Source organism: Paenibacillus sp. FSL K6-0108, assembly GCF_045040695.1.
GTDB classification, from domain to species: domain Bacteria; phylum Bacillota; class Bacilli; order Paenibacillales; family Paenibacillaceae; genus Paenibacillus; species Paenibacillus pabuli_B.
In genome coordinates this window covers 2,818,009-2,843,251 of sequence record NZ_CP150288.1, presented here as the reverse complement: position 1 = coordinate 2,843,251, position 25,243 = coordinate 2,818,009, and the positions used below count along the sequence as shown (strand labels likewise).

At 35.0% G+C, this 25,243-nt stretch carries 34 protein-coding genes and 1 pseudogene; all 35 read right to left on the bottom strand.

Translation table 11 applies throughout. The annotated features are described in order from the left end of the window. Nucleotides 1-21 precede the first annotated feature (21 nt). Entirely contained in the window at nucleotides 22-444 is a 423-nt protein-coding gene (locus MHB49_RS13230) for a DUF1801 domain-containing protein (protein WP_247902296.1), read from the bottom strand. Between the two features lie 245 nt (nucleotides 445-689). After that, complete coding sequence (locus tag MHB49_RS13225) at nucleotides 690-1,112, bottom strand: GNAT family N-acetyltransferase (protein ID WP_405156403.1); 423 nt, start codon at nucleotides 1,110-1,112, stop codon at nucleotides 690-692. Nucleotides 1,113-1,126: 14 nt separating this feature from the next. Beyond that, nucleotides 1,127-1,657 carry an NUDIX hydrolase gene (locus MHB49_RS13220; RefSeq protein WP_405156402.1) on the bottom strand — a complete coding sequence of 177 codons (531 nt, stop codon included), beginning with the start codon at nucleotides 1,655-1,657 and terminating at the stop codon, nucleotides 1,127-1,129. 32 nt (nucleotides 1,658-1,689) lie between these two features. Next, a complete protein-coding gene (locus tag MHB49_RS13215) occupies nucleotides 1,690-2,466 on the bottom strand; it encodes a class I SAM-dependent methyltransferase (protein ID WP_405156401.1) in 777 nt (258 codons plus the stop codon). Between the two features lie 106 nt (nucleotides 2,467-2,572). Further along, nucleotides 2,573-3,046 (bottom strand): GNAT family N-acetyltransferase, encoded by a 474-nt coding sequence (locus MHB49_RS13210; protein ID WP_405156400.1) that lies wholly within the window; start codon nucleotides 3,044-3,046, stop codon nucleotides 2,573-2,575. A 101-nt stretch (nucleotides 3,047-3,147) separates the two neighbouring features. Then, a complete protein-coding gene (locus MHB49_RS13205; RefSeq protein WP_405156399.1) occupies nucleotides 3,148-3,600 on the bottom strand; it encodes a GNAT family N-acetyltransferase in 453 nt (150 codons plus the stop codon). Nucleotides 3,601-3,870: 270 nt separating this feature from the next. After that, nucleotides 3,871-4,380 (bottom strand): DUF1572 family protein, encoded by a 510-nt coding sequence (locus MHB49_RS13200; RefSeq protein WP_405156398.1) that lies wholly within the window; start codon nucleotides 4,378-4,380, stop codon nucleotides 3,871-3,873. 268 nt (nucleotides 4,381-4,648) lie between these two features. Continuing rightward, nucleotides 4,649-5,380, bottom strand: a complete 732-nt coding sequence (locus MHB49_RS13195; RefSeq protein WP_405156397.1) for an alpha/beta hydrolase family protein — start codon at nucleotides 5,378-5,380, stop codon at nucleotides 4,649-4,651. A 513-nt stretch (nucleotides 5,381-5,893) separates the two neighbouring features. Then, entirely contained in the window at nucleotides 5,894-6,418 is a 525-nt protein-coding gene (locus tag MHB49_RS13190; RefSeq protein ID WP_405156396.1) for an AAA family ATPase, read from the bottom strand. 83 nt (nucleotides 6,419-6,501) lie between these two features. Then, entirely contained in the window at nucleotides 6,502-7,005 is a 504-nt protein-coding gene (locus tag MHB49_RS13185) for a GNAT family N-acetyltransferase (RefSeq protein ID WP_405156395.1), read from the bottom strand. Nucleotides 7,006-7,030: 25 nt separating this feature from the next. After that, nucleotides 7,031-7,579: a GNAT family N-acetyltransferase gene (locus MHB49_RS13180; protein ID WP_405156394.1), complete on the bottom strand. Its 549-nt coding sequence runs from the start codon at nucleotides 7,577-7,579 to the stop codon at nucleotides 7,031-7,033. A gap of 160 nt (nucleotides 7,580-7,739) precedes the next feature. After that, the gene (locus MHB49_RS13175; protein WP_405156393.1) at nucleotides 7,740-8,264 is read right to left on the bottom strand and encodes a GNAT family N-acetyltransferase; all 525 of its coding nucleotides are present in this window, start codon (nucleotides 8,262-8,264) and stop codon (nucleotides 7,740-7,742) included. A 196-nt stretch (nucleotides 8,265-8,460) separates the two neighbouring features. Beyond that, nucleotides 8,461-8,994: an AAA family ATPase gene (locus MHB49_RS13170; RefSeq protein WP_405156392.1), complete on the bottom strand. Its 534-nt coding sequence runs from the start codon at nucleotides 8,992-8,994 to the stop codon at nucleotides 8,461-8,463. Nucleotides 8,995-9,016: 22 nt separating this feature from the next. Then, entirely contained in the window at nucleotides 9,017-9,589 is a 573-nt protein-coding gene (locus tag MHB49_RS13165; RefSeq protein WP_405156391.1) for a hypothetical protein, read from the bottom strand. Nucleotides 9,590-9,772: 183 nt separating this feature from the next. Continuing rightward, nucleotides 9,773-10,318 carry a GNAT family N-acetyltransferase gene (locus MHB49_RS13160; RefSeq protein WP_405156390.1) on the bottom strand — a complete coding sequence of 182 codons (546 nt, stop codon included), beginning with the start codon at nucleotides 10,316-10,318 and terminating at the stop codon, nucleotides 9,773-9,775. A gap of 14 nt (nucleotides 10,319-10,332) precedes the next feature. Next, a complete protein-coding gene (locus MHB49_RS13155; RefSeq protein WP_405156389.1) occupies nucleotides 10,333-10,725 on the bottom strand; it encodes a GNAT family N-acetyltransferase in 393 nt (130 codons plus the stop codon). 44 nt (nucleotides 10,726-10,769) lie between these two features. Then, the gene (locus MHB49_RS13150; RefSeq protein ID WP_405156388.1) at nucleotides 10,770-11,516 is read right to left on the bottom strand and encodes a class I SAM-dependent methyltransferase; all 747 of its coding nucleotides are present in this window, start codon (nucleotides 11,514-11,516) and stop codon (nucleotides 10,770-10,772) included. Between the two features lie 650 nt (nucleotides 11,517-12,166). After that, nucleotides 12,167-12,517 (bottom strand): phosphotransferase family protein, encoded by a 351-nt coding sequence (locus MHB49_RS13145; protein ID WP_405156387.1) that lies wholly within the window; start codon nucleotides 12,515-12,517, stop codon nucleotides 12,167-12,169. A 19-nt stretch (nucleotides 12,518-12,536) separates the two neighbouring features. Next, nucleotides 12,537-12,947, bottom strand: a complete 411-nt coding sequence (locus tag MHB49_RS13140) for a phosphotransferase (protein WP_405156386.1) — start codon at nucleotides 12,945-12,947, stop codon at nucleotides 12,537-12,539. A gap of 346 nt (nucleotides 12,948-13,293) precedes the next feature. After that, complete coding sequence (locus MHB49_RS13135; RefSeq protein ID WP_079413157.1) at nucleotides 13,294-13,488, bottom strand: transcription initiation factor TFIIIB; 195 nt, start codon at nucleotides 13,486-13,488, stop codon at nucleotides 13,294-13,296. 497 nt (nucleotides 13,489-13,985) lie between these two features. After that, complete coding sequence (locus tag MHB49_RS13130) at nucleotides 13,986-14,453, bottom strand: hypothetical protein (RefSeq protein ID WP_405156385.1); 468 nt, start codon at nucleotides 14,451-14,453, stop codon at nucleotides 13,986-13,988. Between the two features lie 656 nt (nucleotides 14,454-15,109). Then, a complete protein-coding gene (locus tag MHB49_RS13125; RefSeq protein WP_405156384.1) occupies nucleotides 15,110-15,667 on the bottom strand; it encodes a hypothetical protein in 558 nt (185 codons plus the stop codon). Nucleotides 15,668-15,972: 305 nt separating this feature from the next. Then, the gene (locus MHB49_RS13120) at nucleotides 15,973-16,590 is read right to left on the bottom strand and encodes a zinc dependent phospholipase C family protein (RefSeq protein WP_405156383.1); all 618 of its coding nucleotides are present in this window, start codon (nucleotides 16,588-16,590) and stop codon (nucleotides 15,973-15,975) included. A gap of 62 nt (nucleotides 16,591-16,652) precedes the next feature. Beyond that, nucleotides 16,653-17,168 carry an AAA family ATPase gene (locus MHB49_RS13115; protein WP_405156382.1) on the bottom strand — a complete coding sequence of 172 codons (516 nt, stop codon included), beginning with the start codon at nucleotides 17,166-17,168 and terminating at the stop codon, nucleotides 16,653-16,655. Nucleotides 17,169-17,283: 115 nt separating this feature from the next. Beyond that, a pseudogene (locus MHB49_RS13110) lies at nucleotides 17,284-18,227 on the bottom strand (DUF3626 domain-containing protein). Nucleotides 18,228-18,482: 255 nt separating this feature from the next. Beyond that, the gene (locus tag MHB49_RS13105) at nucleotides 18,483-18,830 is read right to left on the bottom strand and encodes a hypothetical protein (protein WP_405156381.1); all 348 of its coding nucleotides are present in this window, start codon (nucleotides 18,828-18,830) and stop codon (nucleotides 18,483-18,485) included. Between the two features lie 233 nt (nucleotides 18,831-19,063). Further along, nucleotides 19,064-19,630 (bottom strand): histidine phosphatase family protein, encoded by a 567-nt coding sequence (locus MHB49_RS13100; RefSeq protein WP_405156380.1) that lies wholly within the window; start codon nucleotides 19,628-19,630, stop codon nucleotides 19,064-19,066. A 179-nt stretch (nucleotides 19,631-19,809) separates the two neighbouring features. Further along, on the bottom strand, nucleotides 19,810-20,352 hold the full coding sequence (locus tag MHB49_RS13095) for a 2'-5' RNA ligase family protein (protein WP_405157122.1): 543 nt from the start codon (nucleotides 20,350-20,352) through the stop codon (nucleotides 19,810-19,812). Between the two features lie 303 nt (nucleotides 20,353-20,655). Further along, nucleotides 20,656-21,207: an acetamidase/formamidase family protein gene (locus tag MHB49_RS13090; protein ID WP_405156379.1), complete on the bottom strand. Its 552-nt coding sequence runs from the start codon at nucleotides 21,205-21,207 to the stop codon at nucleotides 20,656-20,658. Nucleotides 21,208-21,214: 7 nt separating this feature from the next. Further along, on the bottom strand, nucleotides 21,215-21,514 hold the full coding sequence (locus tag MHB49_RS13085; protein ID WP_405156378.1) for an acetamidase/formamidase family protein: 300 nt from the start codon (nucleotides 21,512-21,514) through the stop codon (nucleotides 21,215-21,217). A gap of 234 nt (nucleotides 21,515-21,748) precedes the next feature. Then, nucleotides 21,749-22,195: a hypothetical protein gene (locus MHB49_RS13080; RefSeq protein ID WP_405156377.1), complete on the bottom strand. Its 447-nt coding sequence runs from the start codon at nucleotides 22,193-22,195 to the stop codon at nucleotides 21,749-21,751. 165 nt (nucleotides 22,196-22,360) lie between these two features. Beyond that, the gene (locus MHB49_RS13075) at nucleotides 22,361-22,738 is read right to left on the bottom strand and encodes a hypothetical protein (RefSeq protein ID WP_405156376.1); all 378 of its coding nucleotides are present in this window, start codon (nucleotides 22,736-22,738) and stop codon (nucleotides 22,361-22,363) included. A gap of 46 nt (nucleotides 22,739-22,784) precedes the next feature. Further along, the gene (locus tag MHB49_RS13070; protein WP_405156375.1) at nucleotides 22,785-23,231 is read right to left on the bottom strand and encodes a hypothetical protein; all 447 of its coding nucleotides are present in this window, start codon (nucleotides 23,229-23,231) and stop codon (nucleotides 22,785-22,787) included. A gap of 49 nt (nucleotides 23,232-23,280) precedes the next feature. Then, complete coding sequence (locus MHB49_RS13065) at nucleotides 23,281-23,841, bottom strand: ATP-binding protein (protein ID WP_405157121.1); 561 nt, start codon at nucleotides 23,839-23,841, stop codon at nucleotides 23,281-23,283. Between the two features lie 274 nt (nucleotides 23,842-24,115). Beyond that, nucleotides 24,116-25,111 (bottom strand): phosphotransferase enzyme family protein, encoded by a 996-nt coding sequence (locus tag MHB49_RS13060; protein WP_405156374.1) that lies wholly within the window; start codon nucleotides 25,109-25,111, stop codon nucleotides 24,116-24,118. Between the last annotated feature and the right edge of the window lie 132 nt (nucleotides 25,112-25,243).

The following is a 25,243-nucleotide window of genomic DNA, read 5'->3' as shown; positions in this document are numbered from 1 at the left end:
ATAATATCAAGTAAACAGGCATTAATGACTCGGATAGGTTTCTTTTAAAAACCTGATGGATTGGTTAATTAAAGCTTGTAATACATCTAGATTGATATCTGCAACTTTATTGATGTATACACATGCTTTTCCTGTCGTATGTTTTCCAAAGTCTTTTAACAGATTCTCTCGCTCAGTGTCACCTGTCGCAAAATACAAACTGATTTTTGCTTTTCGGGGAGAAAAGCCCACCAGAGGTGCATCACCTTCGTGACCAGATTCATATTTATAATGATAAGCGCCGAATCCAATAATACTCGGTCCCCACATCTTTGCTGTGCACCCTGTTGTTTCAGTGAAAATATCCAATAGTTGATACGCGTCTTCACGTTTTTTGGGACTATCAACACTTTCAATAAATTCAATGACACTGTTGTCTGTTTCTTTTGTTTTCAGTTTGTACATTGATAAAATCCCCCTTTATTTCTTTCGTAGTGGTAACACGTTAAACAGACTTAATATCAGACCAACAATCAGAAACAATATCCATTGTTCGTTACTCATGATTAGAATCAGTTCCCATAAGCTTGCCGGCCCGGAGTTTGGTTCATCACTGTAGGGATAGTCAAAAATAGCTGGTATTACTCCAAGGACTATAAAAATTATCCCGATGATCAAAAAAAGAAAATAAATAGCTTTCTTCATAGTCATCACGCCCTCAAATAATCAGGAAGTCTTATCATGAAGCGTTCACTATTTCTATTAAATTGATATTGTTCATATAATTCATGTGCATCCAATGTTCCAAGTAACCCCATTAAATCTTTAAAGCGATCCGATTGTGTTATCACTTCAATTAGTTTCTTACCAAGCCCTTGGCCCCTATATTCCTCATGAATAAAAACATCACAAAGCCAATACATTGTCGCATCATCTGTGACAACCCTTGCAAAACCAACTTGAACTTCTTCTTTATAAATCCCAAAACATATAGACGAATGGATAGACCTTTCAATTTTATCATCGGATCTCTTATTGGCCCAGTAGCTTCTAGATAAGAAAGCCTTTACCGCATGGATGTCCAGCATTTCTTTGTTATCACTGATGAGGTATTCTCCATATATAAAATCCATCAATCCAGCTCCTCTCAAAATCCTTGATGATTCAGGTAATACTTAATTCCAGCACGATCAACATCCGAAAAAGCTAATGGATTCTCCATGAATAAATTATTTAGTTTCTTAATATCAATCCATTGAATATCTATTGTTTCGTCACCCGCTTCTAACAAATCTCCACTTGCCTTACATCTAAAATAATATCCAACAGAATCAATTGGTCCCTTAATGGTTTGATAAGCAGCGAATGGTTGAAGACACTCCACTTCAAATTCAGGATTAATTCCAGTTGTATCAATTCTTGTTTCAGTGCCTTCTATTTCGTAAACATTTAAACCAGTTTCTTCTTTAACCTCTCTTACCAGAGCTTGGACCAACGATTCAAACGGTTCAATTCTACCTCCAGGAAGTTCAAACTGAAAAGAAGAATCTGTCTTTGTTCTTTTTTGTATGACAATCTCCGTTGCTCCGTTATCAGATCTTTCAATGATCGCTCTTGAATTAACATAGAACATCCAAACCAGTCCTTTATAAGGTTTAAATTTTTTTATAGTGTTCATATCGTTGTCATATTTCGAAATGAACAATTCAGTTACTTCAACTTCTTTCCTAAAAACAAAGCAACTCTATGGTCTTTATAAATATATCCACCTGATCTATCAATAGAATTTTTGATTCTATTTAACAAATTGTTTCTGTCCGGTTCGGACAGTTGTCTATGCTTTGAATTGGTATTAAGCAAAGAAATATAATCGCTGCTTGTATATGAAAGGATTTGGCTATATTCTTTAACTTCTATTCTTGTAAAATTACCTGTTCCCTCAGTGATCGCTTTTCTTTCATTTATGGTTTCTTCAGGTGTTTGTAATTTTGAATCGTCCAAATGTGGTGCAAACTCTTTATAGTGAGATCGTATTTCATTATGGATCTCATCGTACATTGGCACATGAATGGTCCAGAAGAAACCAATTGCACCTGAATCCTCAAGTAACTCCCACACCCTGCGATAACCAAACTGAGGATCAATAAAATGAAATGCAGTACCCGAAACTGCTAATTTAAAAGGACTACCTTCACCGTCCCACTCTTCGAACGATGTATTGATCACTTTAAGAGATGTATCGGATTTGAATTTTTCTGCAGTGAGCTGGGCTAATTTATCCCCCAATTCAATACATGTAATATTTTTATATTCTCTATCAACTAATCCACTTGTTGCTTGTCCAGTTCCGCAACCGATTTCAAGGATTTTATCCTCTTTTACTGCATTTGAATAATTAAAAATATCGTCAAACATTTCATCTGGATAGGTGGGTCTATATTTTTCATATTCACTAGCAATACAATTAAACGTCTCTTTACTCTCCACTGGTCATACCCCCTTTATTATGATTTTGGTTATTTTCAATAACGTTTCTGTATCTATGAACCCTAAGAGGGATCTAGATTGGAGTCTTTGATTTTTTCTTAAATACCTATATCATGCGTTTTTCATAAAACACAATTGTCATTTTGTCGTTAATCTGTTTTGCATCTCCCGTCTGTCTATATCCTAATTTTTCATAAAGGTAACAATTTCTCTGCTCTTCTAAGATTGTAGCCAACTCCCATAATTGCGCATCGCTATATTGATCTTCAATTATTGAAAATACTTTTTGTGCGATCCCTCTCCCTTGGTAGCCAGGTAAAATAAATATGGGGCTTACTCGATAGATTTTATTATCTTTTGTTACTATTCTTATGGCCCCCACAGGAATATTTGCTTCTTTTATTAGGTAATAATCTGTAAAGCTTTGATTTATTCGATCTGCTATTTGTTCCACCGTTTGATTTGCTGGACTTGTTTCATAGTCTTTATATTTATTTAATAGAGGCATGAATGCCTTTATTTGCATTTCGTGAATAATTGAAGCTTCTGTAAGTCCTGCTTTGGATAATGAGATTTCCATTTAGAGCAGCCTCCGTTCTTAAAACTAATTTAATGTTTTGCTTGTATGTTAGTTCCCAGCAGTACGTATAATATGCGGTTTCGTTCTTTTTAAATAGCATTCTAAATTTCTAACTTCATTTGTATAGTTATTATTTTTTGTTCATCTAAATCCGTTATTAGCATATCAATGGGTTTGAATCCTTGCTTGTGATAAAATGCTAGTCCTCTTGAATTCGTGCTATGACAAGATAATAATAAGTGTTTAACTTTATAAATCGATTTTGCCTTCATTATCATCGTTTTCAACAAATAATTAGAAGCACCTTTTCCTCTAAAATCCTTCGATACAATAACATTGCCTAACCAACATACATCATCTTTATAGTCATATAAATTAGCATAAGCTATAACTTGACTTGACTCCTCATCAACAATAACTGTTGGTTCGTATCGATTCTCAAGAAGCTTTAATATCTGACCTGGTGTTAAAGGATATATAAACCGAGGGCTAATATAAAATAATTCTTCCTTTGATTGAGGAAAAGAACTTATATTTTTCAAATCTTCATTCATTAGAGATCTATGAGAATAGATAGATACCATCTCCTTTTTTTTGGGTTAGACGGTTTTGCATAACATGAAGTATTCATGAGTCTCACCGCTTGGTGAGCAGTAAGAAACGTACAAGACTAAGACAGTTAGGACTTCCCATAATTCCGCTCTCAGCTTCTTAACATCTGCCAGAATTAGAGAGAAGTCGAATCCTAAATATCGTGTTAAAGGTAGGCACCTTCTTCTAAGCTCTCATTGTTCTATATATTGCATCATTTCATTGTGTTGATATTAATCGTATTGCCAAACTAGCTGCCCTTTCCTTATTTTGGCTGCATATATGATTTGACCAGTGTGATAGTGAATTTCTCTTACCATGGCTATCATTAGATTCAAAACCGTTGTTTCATTATTTACTTGACTGAATGTTAGAGGAGGACGATTAATGAAAGGTTGAGATAACAATAACTTGGGGTTGGAACTGAGGAGTTCAAGATATTGAATGATAATATCGAATGATTCCTTAGTCACGTTATAGGCTTCTTCTATCGACATTTTAAGTCCAATTTCAAACTCCTTATCCCTGTCTCTTGAATCAGCAATATCATAAAATATCGTTTCTATTCTTGAGTGAACACAACCTCTTATGTGTGCAACCAGATTTGCAATACTATTACTTTCTTGATTTGGTGACCACGTGATATCTTCTTCTGATAATTGTGAGATTGCTTGGAGGGTCCATTTACCTTCAGATTTAAATTTAACTAACATACTCTGAATTACTTCTAATTCAATTTCCATGAGCACGCTCCAATCTATGGTTTCTATCTAATCTACCAAACAACCGAAATAGTATTCTCTTTAACTCATGGCATCCTTTCGCTGATTTCCTATAACGTTGTTGTCCTCACGGACCCGAGAAACTTAAGTGAGTTCAATGAACAGATCGATTGCACCCCTGCCAATTAGTTCTCCTAATTCTCCTCGAACTCCTGCCACTCCAGGATAGGGGCAAATGTCCTGATAAGGGACTATTTTGTTATAAGCAGCTACTACTATCTTCAGGATTTTAATTATGTGTTCGCCCATCTAACCATCTCTTAGATTCTTCTAACATGCCTAAAGTAATTTGATGATTTACTTTGGAGTACTCAACAAATTGTACTGAATTTTTTAGTTTATTGTTCTGTTCAATAGCCTTCATAAAATACTTCTGACTATCAATTGGAATAGTTGTATCTTCTGTTCCATGTAAAATAAGCATCGCTTTATTCTTCATATTTCTTGTTAATTTAGCCGGATCTAGCTTTAAGATTATATCCCTATCCATAGAAGTCCAGGGTGTCCTTCTATCTCTTTCACAAATGAGTTCTTCAAACCTTTCCCAAGCGCATGAACCGTTCATTATTATTGCAGATTTGATACTTATGTTATTTGCATAAACACCTGCAGCTACAAAACCACCAGTAGAATTACCGACAACTCCTACTATCTTGTCATGTAAGGTTAATTCAGAAAGAAGATCTCCAGCCTCTTCTACTGTCTGAATAACGACATTCCAAAAATGTTTTTGTATTTCTTTAGGATCAAAATAGTTAAGCGCCCCTCTGGTACCGTGATATGGAATTTCAGGTATGATAACCGTGTATCCCCAATCAGAAATCAATGAACCAAAGAAAATGTAATCCTTAATGTTTGAAACCCATCCATGATATAAAATGAGTATCCCTTTAGATTGACAGTCAGGCTTAATCCATATACAAGGAATCCCCGCAATTAGTTGTTCATAGTAATTGTCCATTAGCTCTCCATTATTCTTTATTTAATTATATATTGAAGAATTCTCTGTATTAAGGAATCCGAGAAGTTAGATGAATTCACCGCACGGGTTACTTAGAATTCAATATAAAATGGTTGCAAATCAGGTCTTAAACAATCCGTTGTTTGAAGTTCTTCCAAGTCACCTTATTTAATGCTTCTTCTATTGGAAAACACCCTGTTTCTAGGATTTCACTAGTTACTTTGGGTTCTCCCCAATCGATCTTGCTAAAAATAATGTATTCACGATTGAACCCTTCACATTCTGAAATATTCCACAAAATCGAATAATCTCATCAATCCCTGATTCTTCTTTTGCCTTCCTGACCATCGTCCACCGAAACGATATGCTTATATTGATTCATAGCTATATCTAGTCCTCCGGAGTTGCTCCTAACTCATCATGTCAGGGAAAAATCTTATAACTCGCTTGTATTGAATGTTTTAAAGCGTTAGCATTTTTTCACATGGGATCTTCGATTTCACGAGACATCACTTATTCTTCATCAATATAATTTAAAACGTTGTTTAAATACGTCTCTATAGGTAGTGACGAATCAATAAGCAAACATTGAATATCATTAGGTCTCTTACTTTCATTAATATTATTTTTAAACTCTTCTTCAGATGTGCCCGAAATCTGACTGATCATCCGTTCTCGATGTTGTAATCTTTTACTTATTTCATGATAGTCATTCAGGTAACATTCAACATACTTATATTTAGCATTATACTTCTGACTCAATGATGAACCTCTTTCAATCATCTCAGAATAAAAGCATGGACTATCGAATATTACGTCATAGCTTTGGGAGAGATAAAACTCTATCAACGCCCAATCCATATTATATGAAGTCATACCTAAAACTTTTAATTCTAAATTACTATTCCCAATGGATTTTAAAATGGAAGACTTTGAGATATCATGATCAATAATTATGGCACCCGTTATTTTAGCTATCCGTCTTGAAAGCGTTGACTTACCCGAACCAGGAAATCCCGACATTTGAAGAAAAAACATCTATAAACCCACCTTCCAAAGATTTTATTCGCTGTCTAATGAGCTTTTTAGATTGTAGAACTTTCTTGATACACAAACTTGTATCATTGAGAAGTTTCCAATTCATATTTAACTTGCGTTTTGCTGTGCCCTTCTATGGTTTCGATCATCTCTTCTATTTCTTTAAATCCACTTTTCTCATAAAATGCCCTTCCTATATGATTCTCTTTCCCTACCCAGGCAAACAGTTTATTTATAGGTTTTAAAACTTGAGTGAATCTCAGAATGAACTCATTTCCTATTCCCATTTTGTGATATTCAGGTCGTATATAGATTCTTAGTAATTCATATTCTTCTTCTTTCACTTGTCTTGTTTGAGCATATCCAACCACTTTGCCATTAAATTCTGCTATTAAAAAACTCCGTTTGGCACTTTGAAGATCTCTCTCGACAGATCGACTTAGATTCTCATTTGAATATGCTCTACTTAGAAAATTTTGAATGTAAGCTTCAGAATATATGCCTTTATAAGTATAATTCCATGTTTCATGAGCTATGGATTGCACGTGTGGGATATCCTCATTTGAAACAAATCGAATTGTAATCATCTGGTTATCCTTCTTTCGTTAGTTATTATTGAACTTTATAGTCTTTCTTTAGAAATGCATAAATGGCATTATCAACAAATCGATTCTTCCAATAATAATTTTCCTTCAATATTCCTTCTTCCCTGAAGCCGATTTTCTCAAGAACCTTTCTTGATCCCACATTCTCTGGTTCTACAAATGCTTCAATTCGGTTTAAGCCAAGCGTATTAAATCCATATTCCATTACCTTTTCAATCACCTCAGTCATAATACCTTGATGCCAATATTCTGGTGTTAGTTCATATCCAATGACAGCTTTATAATGATTTTTCATCCAGCCATGAAAGCCACATGTTCCGATTACTTTGTTTTCCGACTTCAAAGTGATTCCCCAACGAATGGCTTGTCCTGTTTCAAATCTTTCATTCCATCTTTGAATTAATTCTTCTGCTTGTTTAATGTTGGTAAAGCTCTCCACATCATAAAACTTCGTAACTTCATCCAATGAAAAAAATTGATATATATCTGTGGAATCATGATGTGTTAACTCTCTTAATATAAGTCTTTTTGTTTCTAACTTGGGAAACTGAGACATTTTAGTTCTCCTTCATGGTTTAAGTAGTTTCACTCAGCACTAACCATATTATTACATATATGAAGTAAATCAAGCAAAAAAAAGCAGATGGTCTCTCATCTGCCTTGAAATATGGAGCAAGCCATACAGCTGATTTAAATTTCCCTCCATGCTCTTGATCTTAATTTCCCTCGACTGCCAATCTCCAGTCATTACATCGTATGGTAGTCCCAATAGGGTATTCAAAATCACACTCACCCATATACGAAAAGCCCAGCTTGCGACAAATGGCATTCGAAGCGGGATTCTTGGTTTTAGGAAAAGCGTGAATGAATTTATGTTTCTTCGTTTCAGAACGGATAGAAGCTATGGCCTTCGCCGTTGCTTCTGTCGCTATCCCTTTACCTTGATATTCGGATAAAACACTCCATCCTATCTCGTAAATCGATTCTTCTTTCCACGTCTGATCCCAATACCCTACACTACCCACGACTTCAAGATGCGGAAGCAAGAGGATTTTGAACATTTTCCCTGTTCCATTTTGGGAGATTTCATAATAGCGTTTATGACGAGCTAGAATTTTCTCCTCAGTCTCTGGTCCTCCGAAGTGTACTGTCATCTCAGGCGAATTTAATTGGCGAAGCAAATCCAGATCTCCTTTGTCCCATGGTTCAATTCTTACCTCCGGCCCATTCCTATGTTCCATCTCACTCACCTCACTGTTTATATTTGTAGTCGAATTTAGAGGAAGAGATTTACTATTCTCAGTTCAATTATATCAGAACATACGTTCCCATGGAGTGAAAATTTATCATTATCGTTATCGTTTAATTTCCCTCGCAACAAACCAGTCATATTAACTATCTTGAAAATTATGTAATACATGGCATTTACCATTTGGATCAGCTTATCAAAAATCTATTATTATTTAATATCTCTTCAATCACTTCTTCTAGTTGGTCAACAGAATAATCTTGGGTATTTAATATATGCCTTTCGTCTTTTAACGCCTCAATAAATTCATTTAATAGTATTACACTTCGTTCTCCCATTTGTATCGATGGATCTCTTAACTGATCTCTTCTAATAATTGTTTCATGATCAACCATAAATACTACATAAACAACCCTTACATTTACATTCATTCTTTCCAGTTCACAAGCTAACCAGTTAGCCTCCGATGGAAACGTCACATAATCTAAAACAACATCGTAATTAAATTCAATTAGGTTCTTCACTAAACTCAATATATTTGTCCAAGTCAACTTGTGAGTTTCTTGACAGATCCACGGCTTTCCTCTCCCGTTTACAGGTAGATGACTAATATCATCACCAGATATATATGAACTGCGATCCAAATGTTCAACAAGTTTCCTTGAAGTCGTTGATTTTCCAATACCGGCGGGACCGGAAATAATATAAACGGATCTTAACATGTTGTATCCTCCTTGAAATTTCTCAATAATACTCCTTAAATCTCTTTATCCACCAATCCTTCTTCATTAAATATTCAGATTTAATCGGCATAATTATAAATTGCTCATTTACTTCAATTGGTTCTTTTAAACCTGTATATACTAAATCGATATCTAACCTAAATGGCTTAATTTTTCTTCCGACTTGGCTTTCGAATTCATTTACAAAAGCCAAAAGTTCTGGGCTAGCTTCCCAGTAATGCATTGCAATTTGACCGCCAGCAGGCATATTCCACCATTTAATGAATGACGGCCACATATTAATCAGAACAGCCTTTAAGTCTTCTTCTTTAATCATTGAAAATTCAGGAGGATCTATAATTAAATTTTGATGATTGCCGCTTTTGCGCTCTCCCTTATTAGAGATGCTATGATTCCATAGCTCTTTCCATTGCTTTTTAAAGTTATCATGACTTCGTTCAACATTTAAAAATTGATGATTGGGCCAGTCTCCTTCTTCGAATTCATCTGTTAATATTCCATGTGCACTAGCCACAAACATAAGAAAATTCAAGTCATATTCTCCTGAAATACAAATGGTCCAAGAATTGTGCATTGTAATTCACTCCTTCAAACAACATTCTTTTCAAAAATGACAATATCACCACGCTTTGGTTTAAAACCATAATATCCATCTTGATATAAAAAGTTTGTTTCAGGTAGCTTAGCCCAATCCAACCACGCGCGATCCTAGTAGGAATTTAATCTTAGATGATGTCACCTGTTTTCCTTAAAAGCACTATAATGTTCTCCATTCATTAGCTTTCAATCCATAGATTATTCTATCTAGAGACCTTCCATTGATATATTCGTAATCTCTTAGTTCACCTTCACGTTTAAACCCTAATTTCTCAGGAATTGCACGGCTCTTTATATTATCTGTAGCTGCACCTATCTCAATTTTATTTAATTTCAGTTCGTCAAAAGCATGATTTATTAGTACTTTAATAGATTTAGTAATTAATCCCTTACCCTCATATTCTTTACCTAGCCAATACCCAATTTCAGTTTTTTTGTTCTCTTGATCTAGATATAAGTAACCAATAGAACCCACAAGGTTACCCTCACTCCAAATTCCTAACCAGTATCCTTCTTCCTTGGCAAATCTTATGCGTGTTCTTTCTATAAAGCTTTTTGAATCATTTGCTTCTAAAGTGAGACTAGGAAACCTCAACCACTCACCTATATGATCCCTATTTCTGTTAATCAATTTATATAATGTTTCTGCATCTTTAACCTCCAGTAGCGATAAATAAGAAGAATCATCCATTTCGTATTTAAACATTGTCTCATTCTCCTTTAATTCTTATAATGCATTACAATTTGCTTTGTCCGTTTAAATCCTGACAATTCGTAAAAACCAGCCAAATCGTCTGTACAAAACAAACTAATAACGTCAATATCTTTTAATTCATCTAAAAGTCTTTTGACCATTAGTTCTCCTATTCCTCTATTTCTGTAATTACTTAATACAACAACATCTTCTACATAAGCCCGATATATTCCGTCTGAAATAGACCTACAGAAACCAATTAATATATCATCTTTCCAAGCTCCTACTGCAACACCACTAACAAGTAGCTGTAATATTCCATTTTCATCTCGGTTAGGCCACCAACCAGCATCTTGATAAAGACCCATTAGTTCAGATTGTAGAATAGGTTTCTCTGTATGTAATTTTACCGTTACCATGAGTTACCCCCAAAGATAATATTTTTTGGTCCTATTCAGTAATTTCAAAGTTTTCTTGCTTTGATAACAAAGGTTACAGGAAACATCTTCGCTCTTTTTACGAAATCATTATTTTCATCATGCAATTGTATGATTTCATTCTCTGTTTCTTCAATCATTTGTTCAATTACAAACCCTGCTTTTGCCAATGCATTGATATAGGTTGATAGTTTACGATCAGACAAAGTCAGCTCACCTTGACAAAAATCAGGAGATACCGAATACCAAGATTCATCAAAATAACTCTTGTTAAAAGCCAATCTATTATTTTCTTCAACAACACATTTGTGAATGGGATGCGACCAACTGAAAATAAATATGCCATCTTTTTTTAAATATGAAGCGATCCGGCCAAAAGTACCTTCAAGATCGGTTGTCCAACCAATGGCGTAAATTGAATAAACAAAGTCAAAATAATCCACGGGGATGTTACACTCTTCTTCCATGGGAGAACAGATCAATTTTGCTGAAAGACCACACGCCGTCAAATGTTGCGTTGCCTTTTCAATCTGTTTTCCTGATATGTCCATCCCCCATAGCTCAGCTGCTTTACGCTCTCCCTGATATTGCAAAGATTGACCATCCCCACAGCCTATCTCTAACATCTTTTTTCCTGAGATATCGCCAAAAAGTTGGCATTTTTCCTCTGTTACAAATGCTCCATAAAAAGGAAGTACGATTGCTCTTAAAAAGTCATTTCCTTTTGTATCCCAATAGGAGCTGTTTGTTCCATAAACAATATTCCTGTTCATACTGATAACCTCCTCAATATATTTTTTGTTCGCTGCTCATTCATTTACCTAATATCTCTTCGTAATCGATCTTTGTAGACAGCACTGTTGGAGCAGTACCTTGAATATTAATGGTTTAGTTGTAGGGGCATCATTGAATTAATTTACTAAGTTCTTCTCTGATCTCATAATTCAAACCAGTCTTCATCAATAAATCTCTTATTAAATGTTGATCTACAATTTCTTTGTGTGTTTGTAAGTGAGCTAAAATCAAATTCGATTTTTCTTTTCTTCCCATTAAATAATAGGCAACATACCAGATTTCAAGACAGGATACCTTTATTCCATCCCATGTTCTATTTTGAATATGAGATGTAGGTAAACGAACTACTTCTCCTTCAGCATAAATAGCAAATCCTCCAATTATATCTATTCTTAATGAAGGGATATGTATTCTGTATTTACTTGCAAAAGGGTAGTCACCACTTTCCTGTTCTATGCAATCATATCCTTATCTCTTCAAACCTTCTGATTATCGGTAAGATTCCTTTATGATCTATCATGCTTGACCTCCTAAAAATCCACTAAAATCACGAACCTTCACCGACTTAAAGGCCAAATGGCTCGATGCCTGAACATGGATTATCTAATATAGAAGTTGCGAAGGGATACTAAAAGAAGCTATATAACCCGTCTTCAAAGTAGTTATACTCTTCATCAGTTATTCTTAAGTTGCTATATGCGTTAAAAAATATTTCTTTATCTCTATCATTATCGAAAGCATTATATTTTGGTCTAATTGCCAATGCTACATCATATCTTGGATCGCCGTACGTAGCTCCTGACCAATCAATAACTCCGACTATATTGCATTCATTAACTAATACGTTATCTATTGTATAATCGCCATGAATTAAAGTGTTATCTATTGGTTTAGGTCTTACTTTTTTCAATCGCTTAAGTAGTTCTTCTGATCCGTCTACTGCAAAGTGAGTCAGATTATATTCTGCTTTATTTAGCATCGTATCTAACCAAGGATTATCATTTTTTTAATAATTCAATATGAGAAGAGCATTCATGTATTTTCTTTAAACAAAGTCCAAAGTTAAAAATAGCTTTTTCTTTATCTTTGAGATTGGGCTCTTTGGATAGAAATTCTCTCAAACTTATTCCATCAATATAATCCATTAAAAGCCATCTCGATTTATTCTCGACATGATATGAATATGCTTGCGGAACTGGTAGTCCCGTATGATAAAGATATTGAAGCATCTTGTATTCTTCTGACAACCATTCATTATAGAGGTCGTTTTCTGTCTTTTTGATCACGTACTTTTTATCGGGCGTATCCAAAATAGCAACGATAGAAGTATGGCCTTGCCTGGGAAAAGCAATTTTCTGGACTTTTCCGATTTGTTCTATTATTTGAATTGGGAGGTCCTGAATATTCATGCATTCATCCTTTCTCACAATTATTCACTTTTAGAGAGCGTTCTCTACATTCACGAACCCGAGAGGCTTAAGAAGGATCTTGTACATCTAAGTTATGGCTATATACATAATCAGTGATTTATTCATTAGTTGGGACGTTATTCTTGTTACATCCCATCAATAAGGTATTCTGAGGACCAAGAACATTGTTCCCCATTGCCAAACCCCCATCAATCATGAGGACAACAAGGACTTCAATGGGAGTATATTTCCGTCCTTCGACATCAGTTCAAATGGAAAACATCTGCTTTCGAAAATATATTAGGTGTTCACAGTACCCATGCATTCATAAATGTTGATAATCATTTTATTTATCCTCAAATTTATGTGGCTCTTTAACAAAACTTTTTAAAATAAATCCACACGTTATACAAATTACATGAGTAACATCTGATCCTAATGTTAGCATCTTTTTCATAGGATATACCCTAGCTTCGCCGTGCGACTTGCCCTCCCCAAATTTTGTTCCTCCACATTCAGGACAACATTCTTCGTTTCTCATCTTGAACCTCCTTCAATGAAATTAATCTTTTCATTACTTCTATATAGTCCATATGTAACTTTCCATTATCAATGTAAAGCCCATTTTTTTGTAAACGGCTATTAGATCATCGTGTGAAATCGTATCATCTGAAACTATATCACCAGTAATATGAGTCACACTTTCTTTAATCCCCATTTCAATTAGACTGTCATGAAACAAAGGAACTACCTTAAGAAATGTGCTACAAACCAACTGACCGCTATTATTTCTATAGGCGTCAGGTAGTACTCCTGCAAGGTCATCCCCTTCCTTCTTCAAAGTATTAACTTATAGCAGCCTGCTAAGCGGTAAAAAAGGCAGGATACAGATGTCCTGCCATATGGTATTTGTATTTACGAACTTCTAAAGAAGAAACTCCAGTCGTATAAGAGACACCCGTTAATTCCCAGAATTCTTGCGCATCTAGTTGATAATCAATATAACATATAATGGGACTATGTCTTGTCCCCCGACATTCAACAATATTTCTCCTTTAAAATCTGTATATACTTCACATCAATTCCAGTAATTTTGGAAATTGTTCCTATATCAATTCCCTCTTTTAGGGCGTTACGGGCAATTTTTAAATTATATTTAATTTTTGAGATCGTATCCTTTAACAAAGTATCGCTAAAATCCAAACAGTCATCAGCAATCTCGCCATCTAAATTAAATTCAATGTCATAACTACCTATATCTTCTTCCAAATAAAATATATCGACTGAACAAAATATAACTGCTTCTGCGACATTGAAAGAATACTTAAGATAAATAGAGCGTTCTTGAACACTTAAATATTCTTCATACAGCTTACCTTGAAATGTGTTGTGATAATCGTCTTTCTCTTCTTCACGCCATTTTCTAAAGCACTCCCAAAAGCCTTCTACAGTTCGTTTTATTGCATTATGTTGACTTTCCCAAGCAAGCAAAGCTTTTTTATTCATGAGTCATTTCCTTTACTTTTACTTTAAATATGTAACTCCATTTTAACATGCTTGATTGAGTTATTCTGTCCAGCTTAATGAAACAGATAAAGATTCTTATCAACATTGGTACCAAGTTCTTAAACGTTTCAACGATGAACTAGTCCTTACCTTTGATCGAAAAAAACTAATTCCTGATACAAAAAAATCGTTATTCACGCAAATTCTTAAATTTATGTGCTTTTTTCTCACCACAAGGTCTCCATCGTGATTCTATTTAGATAATCACCTAATTCGAAATGACACAATGTTCTTGTCCATTTCGGCAATGGTACAAAGTTCTTGTCCTCAGCTTGGGAGAAGAACTTTGTTCCTTAAAACAAAAAACCGCTAATATAGCGACTTTGAATGGAACTATGTTCATGTCTCGCGACATTATGAATAATATAAACAGAAAACATTTTTTCATTTGCTGCTCCTTATATATCTTAAGTTTTACTTTGTGTAAAAATATTTTTAGCCGCTTGATCAACTCACTATCGTATACAGACAGAACGTCGGCCACATCAGTTATATATTTCACTATAACCAAACTATCATGTCTCGTTATTTAAACAGGCTACCTATATAGGTAGCCTGACCCGTATTAAATATAAAATAAACAAAGGATGCTCATATCATAATTCAAAATGCTCACAAACAAATCTGAATTGTTCTTCTATACCTAAGTCAGGTGTTTTTTCAAGTGTTTTGATATTGTTATTAACGCAAGCATTTCTAATTTCATTGGAGAATTTCACCATTGTTTTGTTGCCATGTCTAATCGTTCCCGCTGGATCTGATGTAAGGTTAATAACATCCAAGATCATTTTATGGTCTTCTCTAAAGTAATATAGCCTTTCTATTTCTTCATCAGATGTATAAAGACACATCATTCTTTCTTTAGGAATAAAGGGTAGGATGCGTTCAGGCATTATTCCTAAATCGATAATGATTGGTTTATCCGTTGGCATTTGCAATAAATCAATAACGAAAAATTCCATCATCTCTTCAACGATTTCACAAAGCCATCGAAAATACACATCAGTAGGCCTATTAAACCACTCCTCCCAGTTTAAGCCGGGATGGGGATATTGAAGAGCAGGATATTCAGTCGGATTAGTGAATGGTCTATACTTCAAGACATCATCGCTCAATGTTTGAAATCCCAACTCTGCAACAAATTTCTTTGTCATCGTTGTCTTTCCCGCGCAACAACCACCATTTAACCAATACACATGCTTTAATTGTTCTTACAAATAATTGTTATTTATTCTCATTTTAATCCTCCTCAATTTTTAATATTGAGGGAGATTACGGATTCTTATCGGTTTTTTATACATACAACAAAACCACATAATATAATCCTCCTTGTTCTTATTTATACCTAAATAGTATTCGGCGAATTATAGTTTACTCCTTCATTTCCCACTACTCTGTCCGTTAGATTAATCATTAAATTTAAAACTTCGAGCCACATGACAGTGCAATTGACTTTCTCTCATGTCTTTAAACCGAGCGAGCACTTCATATTCAATATTCCCATATCGACTGATGTCTCTAAGTATCCAATGATTTGCTCAAAAGTAAAAACATTAAGGGTTTCATTCAAAATTTCTTTGTCATAATCCAAATCGTCAAATACACATGGCACAAACTTTTTGACATCTGTAGATTTAACTTCCTCTAAATCCGGTATTGTTGGAATATAATTGAGCCTTCTTCTTAATTCCTCTTCATATCCATAATGTTTAAGCAACTTCCCATTCAATAATTTAAAGTCGTTATGATACTGTTTATATAGTCCCTCATTAGCTTCCATTCTGTTCCTTAACCAAGGTAAATTAAAACCTTTCAACCATATGTCATCGGCAATTAAATGTGTGAAATAACCCAGAACGTAAAGGTCTGCTGCCTGTAATCGATACTTATGTAAAAATCCTTTATAGTCTACGTTCCTTGAATAATCCTGAATTTCACCAGCAAAAAAATGTGAGGAATCTTTTGTTGTAACAGCATCCGGTGCAATATTTCCAAGTAAAAAAGGCGTCTTATCTACAATAGATAGGGAATCTGCAATTCTGTTTGCCACAATCAAATGCATTATTCTTGAACCCATACTTTTCCTCCCTTCAATGAAAGTTTGAAGTGATTTTGCTTTCTTGTACTGACTTTTTCAAACTATTTTTTGAATACTGATGTGATAATCATTTCTGCACATTCTTCCGGTGTATTCAAACTCGTATCGACTGAGAAGCTATAGTGAATGTGTTGGGACATTATTTTATTTTGCTCATCGGATTGATCTTCTCTTCTGTCACCACGTTCTATATTTCGCTTACGACAAAGATCTAATGGGCAGTACACCTCAACGATATCCAAAGGATATCCATCAAATATATCTTGGACTTTATCATAATGTGGCTTTAATTCCGGTCTTTCAACAAGTATCCCATCGATTAAAACATTCTTTCCATGATCCGAAAATAATTTTGCTGTATGATACATTAGAATGATCGCTTCACTTAAATACTTCCAGTAGTCTGTTTGCAAATGTTTATCACCAATCGTATTTTCAAAAAGATCATTGGCCACAACATAAAAAAAGGGTTCAGTGTAATTTTGCATCGCTTCTACGATTGAAGTTTTACCTGAACTGGTTACGCCATTCAAAAATATAATTTTCCCTTTATCCATTTCTCATCTTCCTTCGCAGAGTTATATTTAAAGTGTCTATGATTCTTCAAATTGCTAAATAGCTAGAACTGTACAGCACTTATTAACTTTATTAATAATGATTTCTACAGTAGAATCATCCTTTATACAGCTTTTCAATCGATTTACCATATCGAACGAGTATATGCCACATGTATTTTAATTCCTGAAGCACTTCTTCGTAGTTACCTCTGTCAGACCAGAGATCAGGATTGCGTTTCAAATCGTTGACAGCATTCCCGATCACACTTGCGTCAATGTTACCGTTGCTTGCAATTCACTTCGCTAATGATGGCATACTAGTTCTCCATGAACTTGAGTTTCGATAAAATGGTTAAGATTCCGATGTGGGGCCAGCTTTGATAGATCCCCTAACGGACGTTCCAGATTGTACAATAGCTGATCTATCAATTTTCTAGGAGTAAGATCTTTTTCTCCAATAGCATAATCCCGAAAGAAAGCATCCGTAAAAAGCGCAGATAAAATAGCGTCTAATTCCTCGTATGTCCCGTTTTCCTTTGGAGCATCTTGAGAGCCACCGTAAGTGAACGTACAGCGATGTAAAGTATTCGGTTTTAAAAGAAAATAACAAGATCCGAATCGTGGAGACGGTCCATCCGGATGTAACAACAAATGAAGAGCTCCATACTTTGGCCTTTCAAAGTTGGTCGCACCCTCTATCTGATAAGCTCCACCAAATAGTTTTTCCTCCCAAAGATCCCGTGCACCACCTACATATGCCGATACGCTCCCATTGGATATGAAAGTCTCGAACTGACTTTTATAGATTCCCTGCTCTAATAATGATTGAGCCACACTTTTCATATCTACAACCGGACGATCAGGATGAAAATGCAAAGCCACCCTTGCATGGGATTTAATCTTATGAACTGCTTCTTCAAAGGTATTCCAAGGAATATTGGAAAACTGAAAAATTTCTTTCAGTGATGCTTGGGCTTCTCTTTTTTGGGATCTCGCGCAAATACTTATAAATTCAATTGCTGTGTTCTGAGATCTTGTAAGTTGTTTGTTGTTCGACACAAGAAACACCACCCTTTCTAAAATTGAGATTTCAATCTACTTTTAACAACAAGATTAAATTTTTCCAGTATGTGAATATCTCAGGCAAATCTGCTTCTCCGAAATGCCTCTTCCGGACCACAAGTCGGGCTTGACCCGAAAACTGATACGTTGAATTCGACATTAATTGATGTCACTCACTTCTTCGAGTTACATTAAAATAATTATTATTCTTTATTCTTGTTTCCATATATGTGTTTCGAGTAGTTTTCCAGTTTAATAAAAATACTTTATTACTTCAACCATGGGAATTAATTCTATACAAATGTTGTCGCAATAATTGCCTAACTGACCACCAGCAACCAGAGAAATTTCAGTGTTGCCCAGTTTATCGTTCATAAGAGTATATATAGTATCATCAATTGTAATAGACACAATGAAATATTCAGGTCCGCCCCCAACTAATGCTGCATCCGTGTCTGATACCTCAAAAAATACTAATGTAAATTTATCTCCATCGAGTTTTCTTAAAAAACTTAAAGTGTCCGTCCATGTAGGATTCACAACGATTTCTTCCTTAAATGTGGCCCCAATCCATTCATCAATACTAATAGATTTTATCATTTTATCTTTTCATCCTTCTAAGATGTTTTAATTATTTGGATGTTTTCATATAACGTTCCTGTATTCACGACGCCGAGAATCTTAAAAACCAAAAAATCCGGCTGCGATTGCTCAGTTTGCCTCTCAATGTTGTCTTCCTGCTCACCCTTCACCGAATTGCTTACAGCAAGACCAAGGCAGCGTGAATACTCTGTCATGTAATATCACAGTTTTCTTTATATTCCTTAGGAAATCTAATCATTCCACATTCTTGTTACTTCTTCTAATTCTAAGTCCTCGAATTGCATTTTATAAATATCTGGTTTCTTTAATTGATTCAAAAACTCCAAGCCAAAAGCTGAATCAAAATAATTCATCATCAAAGTCATCACAAGGCCATGAGTCCCGATTGCTATTTTCTTCCCTCTGTGTTCCTTTAATATGGGCTTCAGAACTGAGATTGCTCTTTTCTGACAATCAGCATTGGACTCTCCACCCGGCAAGGTATAATCAGAATCATTAAAACTCTCTCTGATACTAGACATTAACTCTGCATTTTCTATATTGTAAGATGCAAAATGTCGTTCTCTAAGATCTTCAAATACTCTAATATCTAACTTTAAGTGCTCTGCCAATCCCTCAACACTCAGAATTGCTCGAGTATAAGGACTTGATATAATCATGTCTATTCCTTCACCTATAAGTAACTTCGTTACTTTTTCAATATCGATCTTTCCTTTTGGAGTAAGCCCTCTTGTTCTTTCATTTCCTTCGTTATATGGTGATTCTCCATGCCTAACCATATAAATAATTGTCTTCATACAAGCCTCCTTTAGATGCTTTCATTAAATGTCGCACTATGATTCCACATAAAGTTGATATATTCGCGACGTCCATTTCCTTTGTGTTCACTACCCAGCGTATGCTCCGATTCCTGTCGGATCCTCGGCTAATGCCCGGAGCGTGTATTATGTTATACGCAATAACTGACCTCTTTGAATTAAGTTAAAAAAGATTGCTCAAATATAGTTATATTCCTGTTCCCTTCTTCTGACAGCTCAATCTTCACTAAACTCATTCTTTCTATGATCCCCTCCATAGGTTCAAATTCATTTATTACATCATGAATTCCCTTAGCGATCGCTCTTCTACTTAATTGTGTTCCCAGGGTACAATGTGGATTCCATTGATCTGGGCTATAATATATACTCGCTTGATTATTATATTTGTCTAACTTCTTATAATAATCCTTATGTACACGTTGAAGTTCGTCCGTCATGGTAGGGGCCAAAAATATCGTTCCCGAGGTCGGAAAGGTAGCTACGATATCAAATCGTAAACGAAGAGGAGAAACATTATAAAAATAGATTTTCAGTTGTTCTTTAAATCCTTCCAAATCGGAAATATCCGTATATACAGCAAGGGTTATATGGGGACTTAAGTTCTCAAATCTATTCATAAAATGACTGATTCCCTTTTGGTCAAAATACATCCATACTTTTCTGACGTACTCATCGAATTCTTTGTTGAAGAATAATTCCACAGCAAACAAGCAAACCACATCTTTTCTTTTGTATTCTTATTCATTGGAAATCGTATGACTAATCTTACATTTTTACTTGGTTATCCTTAATGATGAGTTGAGACCACTAAACATTAAAATCATGAAAGATATTCATATGTGTTTTCTTTATTTCAGGTACTGAGTATAACGTCCTTGTATTCTCGAGCCTTCCCTGCCTCCGAATCAACTTCTTTAAAGCCGCTTCTTATTACTTCCGGAACAATGATCCGGAAGCTACGCAGCGTGAATACAATATTCGCGTCCTCTTCGAGATATTTCGAATCACTTTAATATTCCATGTGGTAGACAGGCATGTACCCCTTTAACCCCATTTACAATTTGCGTTATACGTAGATCAACAACTGAACTCCCTAACGCGATAGCTTCAACACGATTTAAACCATACAACTCACCCATCAAGGTAAGCATTCTATCTAAAGCTTGAACGGTTGCTTCATTAAGATCTTCATGAAAACCAAAAGTAATCCAACCTGCGGGAGTATTAGCTCGGGGGTTTAACAGATCTATGCCTTTAATTAAATTTACAGATATATCAACAATTTCCATCGGACATTCAATAGCTTGGCAACTGATTTCTCCATCCCCTTGCAAAGCATGACCATCACCAATAGCAAGGTAACCCCCATCGACAGAAATAGGAAGATACAATTTACTGCCTCTCACAAGCTCTTTACAATCAATATTCCCACCACAAAATCGGGGTGGCCAAGTAGAGTGAATTCCTATCTCATCTGGAGGCATTCCAATAACGCCCATGAAAGGTCGTAATGAAACTGAGAAGGAATTGCCATTGATTTCACATACTCCCATCATGGTTTTTTTATCCAGAAGTAAAACCATATTGCCCAGGTATAATATCATTAAACTCAATCTCTAAAGTCATACCTTTCTTAGCACCTTCAATATAAATAGGTCCCACCAAGGCGTGACCTCCATCAATTTTCTCTTTTCTTGAAAATGGTTTCCTTCTCTCACTATTACTTCTCCCAGTACCCCAACCAGCGTCTAATGTTTCAAAACGTATGGAATCACCAGATGACACCGAAAGGATAGGAGTTACTTCTTTAGTAAATGAACCAATTATTGATTCTTGGGATAATACAATTTTGTGTACTACCATGGTATCGCCTCCAATGCGCTTATTTATTTTTATGGCTATTTCCCATAACGTTCACGAAACCGAAAACTTAGGGCAGCTTTAACTGCCGGCCGCAACTCGGTCAGGTTCACAGGGGTTCCTCTGAATTCATTCCTGTTCCACTCTCATCCGGCGAGCAATGAGCCCTTATACTCCAAGGCGTAAATACATTGTTAGCGCAGTCGTCGAATTCCAAATATATTTAGACAATTTCCTTCATTTTATTTCTTTAATATTAAATGTTCCTATCCCTTTATCTATAAAGTTACCTTTCAGCCAGTCCACTTCTACAGAAATAGGTGTATTAAGTGGTAGTATTAATTCAGATAATGTTATTTTTTCATTCTTGTCTAAATCGGATACTATCGTCTTAGAATCAGCTTTTACTATACTACTTGATAATTTTTCTTTAGTATCAATTCGATAGTAAACTGTTACATCTTTAATTGGACTCTCCCCAGTATACTGAAATTCAAGATCATATACTTGTTGGCCCACTAAATCAACTTTAGGTGACATTATTACTTTCCAATCATTCAAATTATTCTGTTTAGAAAAATCAATATTGACGTTACGAGCCTCCGTATCCTTGTTTTCTTTTTCCTCTGAACATCCTGTTAATATGAAAAGTACACATAGCATTAACAATGTAAGCCTTTTCATTTTCAGAAGTTCCCCCCCTATTTATTATGATTTTAGGAATTATACATAACGTATCTTTATTCACGACCCACCGCATGCTGGGCATCTGGCGACTGCCGAACTCAGAACGAATGTCCGCAACATTTTCATCCCTTTTCTTAGATGATCGGGCTGACTTCCTTGAAATTACATAACATTATTTTGATTCTCTTTATTCTTTAGATACCTAAAATACGATTGCTTATGAATATAGTCATCTACTAAAATAATTGAAAACAATAATGGAGATACCAATAATATTTTTAATACGGACTCCGTATTATTTTTGTTTATGATAAGAAGCATAATTATCAATGCAATTAAAGCGATTACTCCTATATATTTATTTCTTCGCTTATAATCAATTGACTTTGCAAATGATCCGTAAACTACACCAATTACGACTCCAATAATTGCTGGCTCTGAGAATGGCACTCCGATCAAAAAAAGAATTCCAAGCATGATTGACAGGGAACTTATACTTGAAAGAAATAACATTAGTTTATACTTCATTTCTGGTTTCATGAAATTCACCGCCCTTCCGGAACCGAGTGTATAACCCGAAGTGTGGTTATTTTGTTAGACAATGGCTATCACTTCCTAAATTACTTACTCTTATCTCTATTATTTGCCCTGTACGTTTTGTTAATGTCAGTATTAATTCTTGACCTATTTTATATTTGGTGATTTCATTAATTGGTATTCTTATTCTTCGTTTTTTTCCATTAGTCCTTAACACTTTTATGATCTCTTTATCTGTTTCTACAATTATTACTTTGATCAATTTTGTTTCCTTAGTAATCAAATCAATTATCATTAAAAGTGAATAGTATAAAAATCCAGAAGTAAAAATTAGAAATAATATTATAAAGCCAATCCGATTGTAATACATATTGATTATTAATTGAGTCCCAGATGTAATCGTAAATATGATGGATGAGATAAGTAACCAAAGAATTGATTTTTTAAATGTTTTCATCTCTACCTCTTTCATTGCATTAGACTTTGGTAGTTTCATCTAACGTTTCCGTATTCACGACGTCCATCTTCCTTAGGTAGCTCTTATCTTAGGGTGATGGATGTGTCCGTTCACTAATATCTTTTATATGTTGAATAATATTTATAATATTATTGGAGTCCTTAATGTCAAATAGATAATTAGCTTCATCTTTACTGGGTTGTTTTTCTGTCAAATTTTCTTGTCTCTCCAATACTTCCAAAAAGCTCGAAGCACTTCTAAATATAGCTTTACTTCTTTGAGTTTGTATTACACGTTCTTTCAGTAAATCAGTTGGTAGATCAAAGTAAACTATAATGCTTGCAAATCCTTTATCCTGAAAGAGTCGGAGTACATTTGTTCTTCCAGATTTATTTAGATTAGAATTACTCAAGATAATGTGGAAATTGCTTTCCTCAATAGCATACTTAACAATCGCATTAGTTACAGAGAACTTTAGAGTGTTAGGACCCTCTATAGGGCGAAGTTTCCTATAATGGCTATTAATAAATTCAGCATGATTATCTTGATCAATGACAATGGCTTGTTGTAATACAGATTCTAATTCTTTAGCGAAAGTGGTCTTTCCACTATGCGTTTTTCCAACTGTCATGATTACCAGACGTCTCATAAATACTCTCCCATCAATGATCTGATGATCTCTATAATGTTTTTTCCGTCTTTCCGAAGTTTCGCCTAACGTTGCTGTATTCACGAACCAGAGAGGCTTAAAGGAGCGTAGCGACTGGATCTGTCAGGACTTAGCCTAGCAACGGTTGTCGCCTGAATCCGCTTCCTTTCTACTGAATTTCGCCTCGTTATGAATCTGCTTCTCTTGTTCCGGGGGACCCAGGGCCTTACCAGGCCCGCAGCGTGAATATAATGTTAGACGATGCCGCATTGAACTACCTACAAAAATCCATTTCAATATAAGGGATATCATTCTCGATATTGTTCAAATAAAATTTCAACGCTTCTTTGTCCCAATCACTCCAGTTGTCATAATTGTTAAAATTATAACTTCTATAAATCGCTGAAACTACTCCAAACTGTCTAAGATTAATAAAATCAGGTATTAATTTTAACCATGCATGATCAATTGTATTTTCTTTTACATACCCATCCATGAAATTATAATAATACCTCTTGGTTATCTCTAACCTTTGTTTTCCATCTACTACCCAGGGGATCGGAATTTCATAGAATAAAGGAATTGCAATATCACTAACAAACCAACTGTATTCGGCTTCATCAAAATCAATAAAGACTACATCATCGTCTACGTTTAAATAATTCCCATGATTTAAATCTCCATGGATAATTCCATACGAATCAGTATTCTTTGGAAGCCGGCTGAGCTCATTTTTTAGAATTTCGTATTTGTGAATCACATAAGAAAGTTCCGCAGGTAAATACTTTTTCATATTGATAAGGAACTCTTTTTCATGCCATTGTCTCCTATTTAAATCATCTGTTGGATTTAAATTCTTTGAAAGTTTATGCGTTCTTCCAGTATAATTACCGACTCTTTGATAGAACAAATTGCTTTCTTCAGCGATTCTAGCCTTTCGTCCACTCGAAAACTCAAAAGAAGTTGCATAAAATTCCCCATGATCTATTTTCTCTACAAATTCCCCATCAATAGAGATCATAGCTTTTGAAACAGATACATTATTATTAGCCAAGTAATTAATAAAATCAATTTCAGATAAAATCTCTTCTTCAGTTCGATGTGATTTATGTGTTACCCGGAGGACAACACTTGTTTCATTTGACTTCCCAAAATAAACAAAGTTTTGGAATCCTTCTAAGTCTTTAAGACTTGATTCAACAATATTAAACTTTTGAGCCGCCTCATTAAGCACTTTCCAGGTAAAAAGCTCTTTAACATGCTTTTCCATAAAGTTTCTTCCTTTCTCTTTGCGTTTTCGCCTAACATTCCTGTATTCACGACGTCTCACCGACTTAAGGCTCCGTCATGAGCCGGCCGCGATGCGGTTAGTCGGTGCGGATGTTTCCGCTGATTCCACTTC